The sequence below is a fragment of the Microcoleus sp. D3_18_C2 genome (genome assembly GCF_036702395.1).
Taxonomy (GTDB): Bacteria; Cyanobacteriota; Cyanobacteriia; order Cyanobacteriales; family Microcoleaceae; genus Microcoleus.
In genome coordinates this window covers 234,166-249,276 of sequence record NZ_JAUBTG010000002.1, presented here as the reverse complement: position 1 = coordinate 249,276, position 15,111 = coordinate 234,166, and the positions used below count along the sequence as shown (strand labels likewise).

The 15,111-nt window shown below is 46.9% G+C and carries 13 protein-coding genes; 3 read left to right on the top strand and 10 right to left on the bottom strand.

Features of this window, described 5'->3' with window-relative positions; all coding sequences use genetic code 11:
* Positions 1–12: 12 nt before the first annotated feature.
* From bicA to QUA88_RS02415, 3 genes are all read right to left on the bottom strand, one after another.
* The gene (gene bicA / locus QUA88_RS02425) at positions 13–1,686 is read right to left on the bottom strand and encodes a bicarbonate transporter BicA (RefSeq protein WP_333055009.1); all 1,674 of its coding nucleotides are present in this window, start codon (positions 1,684–1,686) and stop codon (positions 13–15) included.
* A 499-nt stretch (positions 1,687–2,185) separates the two neighbouring features.
* Positions 2,186–3,154 carry a glycosyltransferase gene (locus QUA88_RS02420; protein ID WP_333055096.1) on the bottom strand — a complete coding sequence of 323 codons (969 nt, stop codon included), beginning with the start codon at positions 3,152–3,154 and terminating at the stop codon, positions 2,186–2,188.
* Between the two features lie 200 nt (positions 3,155–3,354).
* A complete protein-coding gene (locus QUA88_RS02415; RefSeq protein WP_333055010.1) occupies positions 3,355–3,825 on the bottom strand; it encodes a tetratricopeptide repeat protein in 471 nt (156 codons plus the stop codon).
* 80 nt (positions 3,826–3,905) lie between these two features.
* Here QUA88_RS02415 and QUA88_RS02410 point away from each other — a divergent pair, with 80 nt between their 5' ends.
* Complete coding sequence (locus QUA88_RS02410) at positions 3,906–5,327, top strand: glycosyltransferase family 4 protein (protein ID WP_333270024.1); 1,422 nt, start codon at positions 3,906–3,908, stop codon at positions 5,325–5,327.
* 34 nt (positions 5,328–5,361) lie between these two features.
* On the top strand, positions 5,362–7,284 hold the full coding sequence (locus tag QUA88_RS02405) for a hypothetical protein (protein WP_333055012.1): 1,923 nt from the start codon (positions 5,362–5,364) through the stop codon (positions 7,282–7,284).
* A 507-nt stretch (positions 7,285–7,791) separates the two neighbouring features.
* Here the strand turns inward: QUA88_RS02405 and QUA88_RS02400 are convergent.
* Both QUA88_RS02400 and upp read right to left on the bottom strand, forming a co-directional pair.
* The gene (locus tag QUA88_RS02400; protein ID WP_332946242.1) at positions 7,792–7,938 is read right to left on the bottom strand and encodes a hypothetical protein; all 147 of its coding nucleotides are present in this window, start codon (positions 7,936–7,938) and stop codon (positions 7,792–7,794) included.
* Positions 7,939–8,257: 319 nt separating this feature from the next.
* Positions 8,258–8,893, bottom strand: coding sequence for a uracil phosphoribosyltransferase (gene upp, locus QUA88_RS02395; protein WP_333208779.1), 636 nt, complete (start codon positions 8,891–8,893; stop codon positions 8,258–8,260).
* 216 nt (positions 8,894–9,109) lie between these two features.
* Between upp and QUA88_RS02390 the strand changes: the two genes are divergently transcribed.
* Positions 9,110–9,397 (top strand): DUF4360 domain-containing protein, encoded by a 288-nt coding sequence (locus QUA88_RS02390; protein ID WP_333208781.1) that lies wholly within the window; start codon positions 9,110–9,112, stop codon positions 9,395–9,397.
* Between the two features lie 154 nt (positions 9,398–9,551).
* Here the strand turns inward: QUA88_RS02390 and QUA88_RS02385 are convergent, their stop codons facing one another.
* The 5 genes from QUA88_RS02385 to QUA88_RS02365 all read right to left on the bottom strand — a co-directional run bounded on the left by QUA88_RS02385 (position 9,552) and on the right by QUA88_RS02365 (position 14,837).
* On the bottom strand, positions 9,552–9,734 hold the full coding sequence (locus QUA88_RS02385) for a hypothetical protein (RefSeq protein WP_333208783.1): 183 nt from the start codon (positions 9,732–9,734) through the stop codon (positions 9,552–9,554).
* Between the two features lie 47 nt (positions 9,735–9,781).
* Entirely contained in the window at positions 9,782–11,029 is a 1,248-nt protein-coding gene (locus QUA88_RS02380; RefSeq protein WP_333208785.1) for a URC4/urg3 family protein, read from the bottom strand.
* Positions 11,026–12,108, bottom strand: coding sequence for an adenylate/guanylate cyclase domain-containing protein (locus QUA88_RS02375; protein WP_333055017.1), 1,083 nt, complete (start codon positions 12,106–12,108; stop codon positions 11,026–11,028). The genes QUA88_RS02380 and QUA88_RS02375 overlap by 4 nt, the downstream gene beginning before the upstream one ends.
* 84 nt (positions 12,109–12,192) lie before the next feature.
* A complete protein-coding gene (locus QUA88_RS02370) occupies positions 12,193–13,440 on the bottom strand; it encodes a GTP cyclohydrolase II (protein ID WP_333231889.1) in 1,248 nt (415 codons plus the stop codon).
* A gap of 488 nt (positions 13,441–13,928) precedes the next feature.
* Positions 13,929–14,837 (bottom strand): class I SAM-dependent methyltransferase, encoded by a 909-nt coding sequence (locus QUA88_RS02365; protein WP_333270018.1) that lies wholly within the window; start codon positions 14,835–14,837, stop codon positions 13,929–13,931.
* Positions 14,838–15,111 lie beyond the last annotated feature (274 nt).

Genomic DNA, 15,111 nt, shown 5'->3' with positions numbered 1-15,111 from the left:
ATTCGCGCCTTGTTACACAGGCGCTCCCAAGGGGATGCCTTTGTTGTCAACCACAGCGACGGCTTGTCGCAAGGCTGCGGTACGATCGCTCATGACATGCTCTGGCGCAATCAGATCCAACAATCCCAACTTCTGCAAGCGCTGCTGAATTTTCTCGCTGGCACCGACGATGTAAACCTGCAAACCCTTATCGCAGGCATCGCGAATCGCATTTTCGATCGCCAGCGAAGCCGTCACCCCCAGCATGGGCACAGCAGTCAGATCCATCACCAAAGCATCCGCATCCTTCATAGCATTGTGTTCGCGGGAAATCGCCTTCGACAACCCAAAAATCATCGGGCCGCTCAAGCAGAACAGCAACACGCGCCCCCTACCCCGATCCAAGAGTTGCTTCTCCTCCTGACTGAGGACCACATCATCATCCGTATCGGAAATCAGCTTCACTCCCGCAGACTGCAAACTACTCAACCGTTCGATAGTCAGGATATTGGCAATAAAGACGCCCACACCCACCGCCACAATCAGATCCACAAACACAGTCAAAAACAGCACCCCGTACATGATCAGGGAACCCTTAACAGATACTTTGTGCGATCGTTTCAGGAAACTCCAGTCAAGAATATCAATCCCCACCTTCAGCGCAATCCCCGCCAACACCGCCATCGGAATCGGTTCAGTTAACTTCGCCGCGCCCAAAACCACCACCAGCAGCACCAACGCCCGAGTTAAACCCGACAACGCCGAAGTCGCGCCTGTTTGGATATTGACCACAGTTCCCATCGTTGCCCCGGCCCCCGGTAAGCCACCGCAGATCCCCGACATGATATTGCCAATTCCTTGACCGATCAACTCCTTATCGGACTTGTGCTCAGTCCGCGTCAGACTGTCCGCCACCACCGCCGTCAGCAAGGTATCGATACAGCCCAGCATCCCCAGCATCACCGCATTCACAAACATCACCGTGAGTTGACCGGCGGAAAAAGTCGGCAATTGCAAGGGAGGCAGTCCCACCGGAATTTCTCCAATCCGGCGAATATCCGCGCCCTGAAACACAGTCAGGGAAATTACCGTGCCGACAATCAGCGCTATCAATTGCGGGGGTACGATTTTCTTCAGCTTTTTGGGCATCAGGAAAATAATTGCCACCGTCAAGATACCGAGAATTGCTTCCGGCGGATTTACGTTTGCCAGCAACTGCGGAATTGCCATAAAAGTGCCCAAAACACCTCCTTTGGGAGGGGCTTGACCCAGAAACGGTGCAATTTGCAGAATTATCAAAATCACGCCAATTCCCGACATAAAGCCCGAAATCACGCTGTATGGCATCAGGGTGACGTATTTCCCTAGCTTGAAAATACCAAAGATGATTTGAAACAACCCCGCCAGCATCACAACGGTAAACGCCATTGCTAGCCCTTGTTCGGGATTGCTGGCGGTGAGGGATGCGACGATCGCAGTCATCACCACAGTCATCGGCCCTGTGGGTTCCGAAATCAGTGTTGGGGTGCCGCCAAACAGCGCCGCAAAGAAGCCAACACAAATGGCACCGTACAGTCCCCCGATCGGCCCGATTCCCGAAGCGACCCCGAAGGCGAGGGCCAGGGGCAGCGAGACAATGGCAGCCGTGACACCGCCGAAGATGTCGCCCTGGAGATTATTGAAACTAATCCGATTAGTTATTGACATGAGTGGTGCATTAATAAAATAGACAGAATTTAACAATGCTGACTTTGATCCCTTCACCCACTCTCAGGGCAAAAGTTTTCCCTAATCGCCTGACAGATAGCACAAGCAGGGCAGACCCAAGGAAAGGTCTGTACTCGTCCCCGATCGATGTCAAAGTCGTAAATACTTAATTTTCAGTATTTCTTAATTTCTTAATTTAATCTAAAACGTGTCTGATCGAATTTTTATTTTTAGCCTACTCTCTCAAGGCTCCCCGAAAAGTTTTCTATCGAGCCAAATCTGAGCAAATCTCAATGCCAAACAAAACCCCCTACTCTAATAAATTAATATCTTATATCCTGCTGATAATTAATAACTCTTATTGATGGTTACGATCGCGAATTAAATAATTTACACTCTTGAAAGTGGGATGGGCGTCCCGCCCGCCGTTTCTGGACGGGCTATAAGATCCCATCCCACAAGAACCATCACGCATTCTAAGTTATTTAATTCTCATGCCTTATTTAATCAACTCTCGCACAAACTCAAACGCTTTTGGACGCAACTCGACCGGCAGCAGCGACAATCCCAAACCTGCCCACATTTTCGCCGCAGAAACAGACTTTCCCTCCCGCACCATCCGGCGTCCTTTTGCAGTTTCACCCACCTCAATCAGCCGCAAACCCAGCGCTAATTGAGTTTCTGCAATCCTTTTGAGCCTGACTGTTTCCAACTTCTCGGAATCAAATTCGTAGCCGGTCAAATAGCGCAATTTATCGCTTAAATACGGAATTGCCCGATCGACTCCTTGCTGTCCTGCATGAACTCGATACTCCATCAACAGCTCCGGCAAGTAATAGCACTTTTTGCCAGCAATCGCAAGTCTTACAAACAAATCGTTATCTTCGCAATTTTGCAAATTCGGCCGCAGAAATCCGACTTCTTCCAGCGCGCGGCGGCGAAACAAAGTCGCCCCTATTTGCAAACTTTGTCTGAGAAAAACTGCCGAGAGCAAATCTTCAATAATTCCAGCCGACAACTCGGTGCGCCCCCACCGCTGCGAATTCAGTTTCGTCTGGTTTTCGTCAATATAATTGTTAATGTCGATCACCCAGTGATCTGTACTGACAAAATCGATGCTGGGGTCTTTATCTAAAATAGCAGATGTCCGCTCTAGAAATTGCGGGCTGAGGCGATCGTCATCGTCAAACTTGATAAAATATTTGCCCCTTGCAGCAGCAAAGCCCGATCGCATATTATTACTCTTGCCGATATTCTGCGGGTGGCGAATGTAGCGAATCGGGCGATGGCGTCCCGCCCCGCAAGCTACGACAAATTCCGACATCAACAAAGGAGTGCTGTCAGTAGAACCATCATCACAGATAATTAATTCAAAATCTGTATAAGTTTGATCTAGCACGCTGGCGATCGCACAAGCCAGCAGATGCACTCGATTGTAAGTAGGAATGCAAACGCTAATTTTAGGCACTAACTTAGACAATTTTAGATTTTAGATTTTAGATTTTAGATTGCTAAAAAGTGACTAAGCTGTTGTACATCTAATTTGACAGTCATTTTTTATACAATTATTATTGTGGAACTGGCCCCAGAACCCGGATCTGGATTCAATTTAAATGCGTAGCAGCTTACAATTTGGTATTAACACTTTTGGGTCCAGGAAAATTAACTTTAACTCAAACGAGCCGTACATTCGAGAATTAACTTTTGATTCACCAAAGCAAACGGTTGAATTTCCAAAGCGCGACGAAAAGCTTGAATAGCATTTAGGTATTCTCCCAAGGCAGCGTAGCACAAACCCAGACCGTGCAACGCCCCAAAATGCACCGGGTTCAGTTTGAGGACAATTTCGCAGTCGTCGATCGACTTTTTATAATTTCCTTGAGTATAGTGAAGTACGGCGCGTCGGTTCCAAGCTTCCGCAAAATCCGGCGCTTCCGCAATCAATTTCGTCAGCAAATCCAAAGCGTGGTGAACATCGCCTGCATCCAGCGAAACTTGCGCTCGCCTGAGAATTTGCATCCCATAGTCACCTTTCTGGTTAAACCAAGTGTGCCAGAGTTCAGTAGTTGCCCGATCGCGAACACTTTCGTCGGACTTTTTCAAGTCTTCCAGCAGCGCCTTAAGAGATAATTCGTCCATAGGTGCGAAGATTGTAAAAAAAAAACGTTTTATCAATCAATTTTATCGCGCAAGCGGCAAATTTATTTATCCCACATCCCATGAAGATTTTAATGCTTTCCTCAACTTTTCCCTATCCGCCCAGCCGCGGAGGAACTCAGGTAAGGACGTTTAATTTATTACAATACTTGAGCCAGCGACATGAGGTAATTCTCGGCACTGTACGATCGCCCGATGTCACCGACGCACAAATCGACGCATTGCGCCAGCAAGTCACAGAATTAGCAGTTTTTCCCAACCCGCGATTACCCCCCCAACCCCCCCTTGCTAAGGGGGGGCTAAGACTCCACCAGGAGACTGAGGAAGGATTCTTACCTCCCCCCCTTGTTAAGGGGGGGACTGAGGGGGGGTTATTTCCTGCCCTTAACCAGGGGCTTGAGGAGGGCTTCTTGCCTCCCCCCCTTAACAAGGGGGGGACTGAGGGGGGTTTCTCTGAAATAATAGGAAAATTCCACAGATTCGGTCGATTTTTGTTGTCCGGGACACCTCCGAACGTCCTCTCAAGCTACTCCCAAGCAATGCAGAATTGGGCAGACGAATTAGTAACAGCAGGCAAATGCGATGTTGTCACCTGCGAGCACAGCGTTAACGAGATTTACGTGCGTCCAGAATGGCGACAAAAAGTGCTGACAGTGGCAAACATTCACAGTTCCGTTTGGGGAACTTGCAGGGAAATGTTAGCAACCGGCACCTCGGAAAAACCCCTGCGGGATCGACTAAATTTACCCCTACTCGCCCGCTACGAAAAACGCTACTGTTCCAAATTCTCCCGCATTGTGGCGACAACATCCACAGACAGAGAGCAACTCCTCGAATTACTGTTGCCTCCGGTTCGAGTGCCAGGAAAACAAGATTTTTTTGTACCTCCCATAGATGTAATTCCTAACGGCGTGGATTTAACTCAATTTCCGTACCGGTCGATCGATCCGGGAGGACACACCTTAATTTTTGCAGGCGCAATGAACAATTTGCCCAATATTGACGCGGCGCGGTTTCTCAGTTTGCAAATACTGCCGCCTTTGCAGCAGCGCTATCGGGATGCTACCCTCACCCTAGTCGGGGCTTCGCCAGTCCCGGAAGTGCTCGCCTTGGGAGAACTTCCCGGAATTCAAGTAGTAGGTCGGGTGCAAAGGGTGGCAGAATATTTGCATCAAGCTGCTGTTTGTGTGGTGCCGATGCGGATAGGTTTTGGGATTAAAAATAAAACTTTGGAGGCGATGGCTGCGGGAACTCCCGTGGTTGCTAGCGATCGAGGTTTGGAGGGTTTAGCCGTCGATGGCGGCCCACAACTGATAAGGGCCTTGCGGGCGAACAATGTTCAGGAGTATGTTGAGGCGATCGCCAGTTTGTTTGAAAATCAGCAGCTAAGACAGGAGCTCTCTGTCAACGCGCGATCGCTCGTTGACAGCCAATACACTTGGGATATCATAGGTCGGCAGTACGATCGGCTATTGCAATTTTAAACTCTAAATTCTAAAATCTAAATTCTAAAATGGCATGATGGAACACAAAATTAACCCCTCAAAAAATCGAGCCAAACCCCCAGAAAATCCCAAAGTTGCTCCTCCCCCGACAAGACGCCGTCGCCAAACCCGACGCCCCAAAAATCTTCAAGAGTCCCCGCTTCCAATACCTACTCCCCGAACTCGCGCCAGATATCCCTGGAAAAGACTGATAGCTAATTTGACAGCCCTCAGCATCTTGGGTGGCTGTGCAGCTTTAATGGGAGGCGGCGCTTGGCTGAGTTATCAGCTAATTGTCGATCCCAATGGCAACAAGTTGATCTCTCAATTTGTGCCGGAATGGTCGCGCCTGCCTACAGGTAGCAGAGATTCGATCCAAACTCTCGATCAAATCAAAGCCAGCATCCGCAAATTGGGATTCGTAACCGGAGAAGCCCTGCCGCTTCCCGTCGATCAATCCCGCGATAATTCTATTGCCGATTTGCTATTACCGGTGATGGTAGAAAGAACTGTTAAGGCTTCTACTGTTTGCAAAAATCCTTGTCGTCAAATTGTCGAACTTCGGGTGTACAAGCGAGTGCAATTTCCCGATCGCAGTTCCGATAAAGAGCAGTATTTCCAACTAGCAAGTTCTGTGAATGTAGAAGGCCCTGCAGAATCTTTTGTCATTGCTTCTTTAGCTGACTCTACATCTAACAATCAAGCCTCCAATCAGTCGCTACCCCTAACAGAACTGCGCCGCTTTGATGGCAAGCCCCCCGCATCGGGCATTTGGTTTAATGTCAGCGGTCAACTAAAGCAGGGCGACAAGAAAATTCCCTACGGACAAGTCGTTCGCTACAACCCCAGCCAAAATCATTTAATGCCGCTGTTGGAGTGGGCGAGTGCGGCTGGACAACCGCCGAATTGGCAGCAAATTGTTAAGGGCGAAAACCCGCAGTTGGCGATCGACCAAACAGTTGGTTTAGAGCCGCAATTTACCCTTTATCAAATTGGCCCGCGCAAATTTTTGCCCAACCCAGTTCAGTTAACGGCGATTTCTTTAGAAGAAATTGCCTTCAATGACGAGACTTACAAAAATGGGCTGCGACTGGCGAAAAGCGGCCTGTGGTCTCCAGCATTAAATGTCATGCGTGTGGCGAAGGGGAAAGCCGGCAAAAATTGGCCCGCAGTCGCGCAAGCTCAGCTAGAAACGATCGAATTTCACGCTAAAATCACTCGGGCTCAGGCGATCGCATCTTGGGCCAGTCCCGGTCAACAAGTTCTCGCAGAATTAATCGACGGCCGCTGGACTGAAGCTTTGCAAGTATTTGAAGCCGATCCGAGCAACTCTCACGAAATAGCCACAACCCTCAAAAATGACAGCGGGCGGATCTGGAACCGCATCGACGCCGCCTTGAGAGTGAATGCCGCTGACGCCGATGTCAAGGCTTGGGGCGCCCTGATTGTAGCTTCTCAAGACGGCACTCGCGAAGCGATGAATTGGCTCGACCAGCAATCAGATACTGACAGCGAAACAAGAACTCGAATTCGGAATTTGGTCAACAAACTTCAGGAAGCAGTTTCTCAGGCGGAAAGTTTAGAAGACCACAAAAGTCAAATTATGGGTTCTGCTACTTTAATTAACAGTGTCAATCCCGCTGAGTGGCTGGAACCAGAACCGAACAATGAGTTAAAATTGGCAGGAGAACAAGTTTGGTATCAGGTGCAGGTAGCAAGTTTTTACGACGGTAGCCGCTGGGTTAATTCGCCTTTTTCTGATGTAGAAGTGAGCTCTTTTCCTGCTACTCAAGTCAAGTGGCTGTGGGGGCGGCTGGGATTGCAGGCTGACCCCAAGATTAAGATTGAGGTAGCGATGGCTAACGGTCAACAAAGAGTTGCTGTGGGAACGGTGAAAGCAGTGCAGATTCAAGACGGAAGTCTGCGCTTGCTGGCGGCGGTTGACAAGCGATCGTAATCTGGCAGAAAGCCTTCGGCAGATAGAACAGTCCCGGAGACACTCTTGATATTACAGCGGATTCCAGGTTTATAAAGTACACCCCAGAAACCGGGTTTCTTCTGGATTTCTCGCCAGAAACCGGTTTTATTCAAGAAACCCGGTTTCTCTGTACTTCACTTACCTGGAAAGTGCTGTATGTCCGGTCGATTACCCATAATACGGTAGGGGATCCCCTCACGAAAAATATCTGCCAATAAATGACAATCTCAAAAACCCGCCCTTTTAATCGCGGTCACTCGATCGGACATGATATGACACAAAGAAACCGGGTTTTTTTACCATTTCTGCCGATCGCAACAGAAGTATTTTCGTAAAAAAACCCGGCTTCCTTCCACCTGTACGTCCAAAACTCGGAAAAAGGAAAATTCTTTCTCTTGCCTCTCCCGCAACTCGGACAACAATGCAGACAAAAATTTTGTTAATTTAATTAATTAACACAACCTGTGCACAAAAAACCCACAGATGTCAAATCGCGCCCTTTTTAGAGAGTGCTGCAATCATCTGCCGTTTCACTGCTTTAGCCCAAAGCTCAAACTCCAAACTGTTGATATTCTGAATTTTCACTTCCTCAACAGGCTGAGTTGGGGCTTCCTTCTGTGCTGTAGTCTCCATTGTTTTTTCCCTCGTCAAAAAATGTTAGTAGTCGCTCGCAAACGCTTAGCATCATACATCTATTTTAATAACTAATTCTGGCAAGAAATTACACTAAAGGCATAGAATTTAACCATAAAATGCAGTAAATACATCTAGATCATGCAATTTACGAATTTAATGTAATAAAACCCTACAAGCCATGTTATATATAGGCTTTTCTTGACATTAAAATTTTACAACTTACATTATATCGCACTATCAAACCACTGCTTATGTTAGTAAAGTTATTTTTAAATGAATGTATTGACATATACAGCAGAAAATAATTTTATTGAATTCACATAGTCCCGTAAAGTCGATCGCCCGCATCTCCCAGTCCGGGTACAATATAGCCATGCTCGTCCAAACACTCGTCAACAGCAGCCGTATAAATCTGCACGTCAGGGTGTTGTTCGTGAAAGTGCCCCACTCCCTCCGGTGCCGCCAGCAAGCACAAAAATTTAATAGACTTCGGATGAACTTCTTTCAGCCTATCCACTGCCGCCACTGCTGAATTACCAGTAGCCAGCATCGGATCGACAATTAAAACATCTCGCTGTTCGATATCCTGGGGAACTTTGAAATAATATTCAATCACCATCCGAGTTGTCGGATCGCGGTACAAACCAATATGTCCTACCCTCGCAGACGGAATCAGCTCTAAAATACTATCTAACAGTCCCTGACCAGCACGCATAATCGAAATAATCACAATTTTCTTTTCAGCAGCCAGCACCGGTGCATTCATTTTCGCGATCGGCGTTTCTATTTGTTCGTATTTTAGCGGCAAATCTCGCGTCACTTCATAGGCTAGCAGCATTCCAATCTCTTTGAGCAATTGGCGAAATTTCGCCGTACTCGTTTGAGTTTGCCGCATCAGAGTTAACTTGTGCTGTATCAAAGGATGGTCAATGACAGTAACTTTAGCACTCATTTTTTTGAATAATTAATTGGCTTTATTATAACTTATCAGCCATCGAGGCATTCTTGACGCAAAAAAAAACCGATTTCTGCGGCCCCTGCGTCCTGGACTACTTATATCAAACCCTATTGAAAACACGAATACCGCGCGAATAAAATTGCTCCGACAATTACCTTTCATCCCCCCAGAGCGACACTAAGGAATGAAAATTAAATAACTTCCACAAGATTGTGGGACGGGCGGGACGCCCATCCCACAATAACAATTAAAATTGTAAGTTATTTAATTCGCGATCCTAAGCCAGTTTTAAATCGGAATCTCAGGGGCCAAACTAACTACAATGTTCGAGATAGCTTAGCCACTATAGCGAATGTTTGGTCTCGCTGTGGTGATAGTGTAAATATGAGAGTAAATGCTGCAATGACAGCCCGCGGTGCCGGCATGGCCACCGTTGACTCCTTCGATTTGGCTCATCGCGGTTTAGTTTATCGCGTCAAATATCGCACTTGCCGCTAAGCAGCTTGTTGGGAGTGTAGTGTGAGGTATAGTTTTCAGGTTTGAATTTGGAATTTTTAATTTTAAGTTGGAAGAGGGAATAAATTTCCCTCTTCCTTCTTGCTTCTTCCCTCTTTCTTCTTCCCTCTTGCTTCTTCCCTCTTCTTGACATCCGTTACATCTGATATCTTGCACCATTGTCAGCAACAGGCTTTTCGGCCTGTTCCACAAGAAAATCTACTCTTTGTGGAACGGGCCGAAGAGCCCGTTCTTGAGAATGGTGCAAGATGTGAGTTACATCCGTTACATCCGTCGAGCGAATCCGTTGCCGAACTTCCCTTTTCCTTCTTCCTGACATCCGTTATATCCGTCGAGCGAATCCGTTGCCGAACTTCCTTCTTCCCTCTAAAACACAGTCCCGTCACTTTCAATCTGAATTGGCGGCACTCCACCAGGCCTCAATTCGCCCGCAATTTTCCGCCCCGCCGCCCAAGTTCCTCCTTGCAAAATCTTCACCAGCGGCAATTCTTCCGCACTCAAATGCAGCTTTTCTCGAATAGCAGCGGCAATTTTATCTAAAAGATTCACAGTCAGCGATCGCCACTCTACTATAACTTCCGAACCAGGCAAGTAACTCTGTGCAAAAATAGCCGAATCTTTGGGCTGCAGCAGCCCGATATCCAAACACAAACCGCCGTTGCGGTACTCCGGCAATCCCGTTAACTCATCCAATCCCGCGACTTCTAAACCAACTTCTTGCAGCGGTTCCAACAGCGAATAAGTCAACCACTGCGAGAGTTTGTGAAACGGCACCAATTCATCTCCCAGATTTTCTCCTGTTAAAGCCGGATGCCGCCAAACATCGCCTAAATTAACGCCACCAATTGCATATCTTCCCGGCCAAATTTCCCCAAAACCTGTCAAAACAGCGCTCAATACTTCAGTAGCATTCACAGTTTTGTCTCCCGAAACCCGACTGTCGAGCAAGTATTTTGCCAAATTGCCGGGACGCGGGTTTTCGCTACCAAATAATAATGGATGCTGGCAAATCGCCTTCCCCAAACGCTGCAATAATTCTAATCTGCCTGTTAAACCAACTAGCGGATTGTCTCGACTTACCTGAAATCCAGCAGCTAAGGCTTCTAGTTTTAATTGAGAAAGTCCGCGAAAATCAGCTTGCCAAGGAAAATCGGGATTGCTGGAAAAAACACCTTGACAAAACATCCGCAAGCTGGCTATTGCTAACCCTTCAGAACGGCGGTAAACCTGTCCGGTTTCGGATTCGCAATACTGCCAATCTGCACCAGCACCGGCATCAAGCAAAACGCTGACAATGGCTAAATCAAATTTGATCTTAGCTTGCTCTATGAGTGCAAATTCGGCTATTGCTGCATCCAATTCGGCGATTCGCGACAAGTTGCCGGCTTCAAAATGTCGCCAGCGACTGTGAAAGGGAATGTTAAAATCAGGATACTGTTGGCGCGTTGTGTCAATTACATAATTTGCTGCTTTGTCGAGTTGGGATAAATCGACGCGGAAGTAGCGAAGTTTGTCCTGGCTGGCTAAATCAAAAAGCCGATCGCACTTTTGACGAATAGCAGCCGGCGTTCTCAGATATTCTACAGTCTCAAGTTCACTATTGCCCAAGTTCATACTACCAAACAGCGGTAAACATCATTTTCTTGAAAAAAGTCAAACTGACTGTAATCTAAAAGATTATCTAAAATCGCATTTTTATCGATTTTGATCAGCTTATATTCCCACTTAGACCCGCTGACTTCGCGTTTTATTTGATCGGAAACTATGACCGAATTTCTTTCTCTACCCGGACATACTATTTTACTTAAATCTTCCAGCCTGTCGGCTATGTGAATATCTTTTCCGTAAGTGCAAGACCTAAATATATATAAATTTCCCTTAGCAACTCCCACCGACAAGCCGCAAGGTATTTGATTGGCGTCAATAAAAAGTTTCCAATTCTCGCACAGACTTTCCATTGCCGCTAAGGCTGAGTGAGCTTCCGGGAAAGTCAACAAATGCGAATCGCCAACAATACTCCGAATTGTGCCGCCGTATTCTTCGCAAATTGTTTTTTCAAAAGTATCAAAGTTGGTGAGCAAATATTCCACATCTTTGATAGAATTAGATTCTTGATAAGCTATAAAACCTCTCAAATCTGCTTTAATTATTGCTTGATTCTTGATAATTCGCGTTTTGTAACTTTGGTCAACTTTGTAAACTTTTTCAGGTTCGCTCATCCCTTTCAAAGAAAACTCGTTAACAAAAGACGTTTGCACTTCTGCTTTGTTGAGCGCCAGCCATGCTGCTTGGGACAAATATATTTCATCCGGCGGAGTTACTGATTCTATACGCGCTGTTAAATTCACCGTATCGCCAAAGATATCTTTATCTTGATGCAAGACATCTCCTAATGTAATCGACACGCGAATAGCCAATCGTTCGTCGTTCGCCTTGCTAGATTGTTGCGCTCTCAATTCTTGCTGCATTTCTATGGCTGCTACCGCCGCTGCTGTGACGCTGGGAAAAATTATCCAAAATGAATCACCTTCCCCTTTAATCACGCTGCCTTCATTTCTGGCGCTAATATCTGAAACAAAAGTTTTATGCTCGTTTAACAAACTACTTAAGTCCGACTGAGATAATTTTTTGACTCTGGCGGTATATCCACAAATATCTGTTTTTACGATCACACTAGAACGCAAATTAGCCATAACCTACCCTGACTGATCAAAAACCAGCAATAATTTTATGTGGCCAAGACGCGATAGTTCGCGTCCGATCGCGTCTTAGCCCTCTCAATCTCCTAAATCGCGTCCGATCGCTTCTGCAAGAATTGTAGCATCTGGCACAGGGTCAGGCGTGTAGTAGCCGGCGGCTTTTTTGGCGACGATTTCGACTTGTGCGTCTGCAGGAATCCAATCTTCAGGAATGGGGATGCGATCGACCACCTGAATGCCAGAATTGATAATCGCATTGTATTTCATATCGCTCATAGAAACTAAACTGTCAATGCGAGAGATCCCCAACCAGTGCAGCACGTCTGGCATTAGTTCTTGAAACCGCATATCTTGAACTCCCGCAACACATTCAGTGCGCGTAAAATAGGCATCAGCTCGATCGCCGCCTTCCTGCCGTTTTCTGGCATTGTACACCAAAAACTTAGTCACTTCCCCCAAAGCTCTCCCTTCCTTGCGGAAGTAAACTATTACCCCAGAACCGCCGGATTGTGCAGTTTGGATGCAAATTTCCATCCCGTGTACCAAATAAGGGCGACAAGTGCAGATATCCGAACTGAAGACATCTGAACCGTTGCATTCATCGTGTACCCGTACCGCCAACTGCTTATCGGTGTCAGAAATATTCCCGACATCGCCAATAATATAAACCGTAGTTCCGCCAATTGGTGGCAAGAAAACGTGTAAATCTGGCCGCGTCACTAAATCCGAGAACATTCCGCCTGTTTGCTCGAACAGGACACGGCGGAGAACGCTTTCTTGGGCGCCGATTCGCCTCGCAATTCCCGGCAAATACCACACCGGATCGATCGCAATTTTAGTTACTGCTAAATTGCCACCTGCTTTGACTATTTTGCCATCAATTTGCACTCGCCCCTTAGCGATGGCATCTTGCAATTCCGGCATATTAATGTGAGCTTTAGTGACAGCAATTGTCGGTCGAATATCGTATCCCTGCTGGAGAAATGAAGTATAAACTTCGCTAACCAAACCCCCAAAGGGATCGAGAGAAACAATCAAATTGCGATCGCCCCAACTCGGATGCGGCCCGATGTGTGCCGCCGGAGAGGTGTTGGTAAAATCGGGGCGGTGATCGGCTTGGAGTGCGCCGTTCGCAACTGCTAGCGCGCGATAAACAGAGTAGGAACCCGAATGAGTGCCGATCGCATTCCGGTGAGACGATTTGGTAAGGCTACCAATAACAGGCCCCCGTTTCAGGGGATCGATTTCTCCCCAGTAAATGGGATGAGGTTTTGTGCCGGATCTGTCGGGATGGGATGTTAAAACTATATGCTTGGGTTTAGACACAGTTTTTTTGGGATCTTGCTATGGATGCTGCTGTTAGTTGTAAGCCGAATCGCAATCTGAAACAGTGATTCATCATACCAACCGTACACACCTCCCTGGTTGAAACAATCGCGCTACACACACACAAACCTTTCTCGGCTTGGGTTGCACGATAACAAGAGGTTTTCGTCGGATTTGATATAAGGATCGCGAATTAAATAACTTACAATTTTAATTGTTATTGTGGGATGGGCGTCCCGCCCGTCCACTCATGACGGGCTATAAGAGCCCATCCCACTTTCAAGAGTGGAAGTTATTTAATTCTCATTCCTAAGTCCAGAGTTCGATCTTGGACAGTATAGCCAACACCAAAGACAGCACAACTGCCAAATGGCAAGTGTGAAGTTTTAAGAGATGCGCGAAAAAAAAAGATTTGAGATTCTGAGCCGCCGACGTGCACTCAATCTCAAATCTCAAATCTCAAATCAAATACTTTTGGTAAAAACGTCTTAATCCAGGCTTTGAGGGTGACAGAATTCCATTAAAATTGCCTCACCTTCGCCGCGCGAGTCCAATTCCTTCGCCATGCACTCAACACGTTCTTCCGAAAGGAAGAAGCGGGTAACTTTGTGCGGTACAAACCACCGATAGCGCTGCCACAAACAGATAGAGTAACGAAGGGCATCCGGCAAAGAGTATGTGTAATTTCGCTGAATTGCCAAACCAGCCTTTTCCCCGGCTAGAGCCAAAGTTTTTGGAGTGTAACCGATCAGATTGTAGGGATAATCGGTGCTGTGCCAGCGCCAGCCCAGCTTGCGCGCGTATTCGCTATCAGCGTTCGGTACAGCCACCCAAATGTAACCGTTTGGAGCCAGCAACTGCCTCATGCAGTCGAGTGTTTCAACGGGAAAAGGCGTTGCTCCCAAAACGTGTGAACAGAGTATGACATCAAACTTTTCGTCAGTACCTTTTTCTGCAACGTATTCTTCTACAGTGCCGGTGAAAACATCGACACCGCATTCGCGGGCTGCTGCTGCTGCTGAGGAGCTAGGCTCAATTCCTGCTACCTCAACTCCGAGTTTTTTGAAGACTTGGATAATGGAACCTCCCCCGCATCCTACGTCTAACAGCCGCTTGCCTACAGGGATAGGAATGTGTCGGTATTCATTGAGTTTTTTAGCTTGTTTTACTACGTCTTCTTCCTCTGGTACGTAAGTATTGTAGCACTGCCAGCCCTCGGGGTAATAATCGCTCAGTTCATCCCATGTCGGGCGGGGATTTACGAATACTAAGCCACAATCTTCGCATCCGTAAACTGACCATTTAGGAGCCTCTTTTGGTTGGCGGGCTGTCCCGGCTGTGTACTGGAAGCTGATTTTTTGGGAGCTGCAAACTGGGCAATTTGTAAATTTTTGCATGGTTCAGTTTCACGATTTGTACAGTTGCTAAGGGCAGTGGAACGACCACAATTTATTACCATTAGCTGAGCTGGTAGAGTGCACCACTGCAAACAGATCGAAAACTAGGTTTATTTGCAAATCAGTATTTGTAGATGCTTGGGTTGTTGGCGCTCGCCCCCCGATTAAGCGGCGCTGTACAATTTTATGTCTAAATGGTTAGACTGAGAAGGTAGCATTTGTTACCTATAAGACAACCGACGCTCAACAGACAATGATTGTCGGTAGCGTTTTT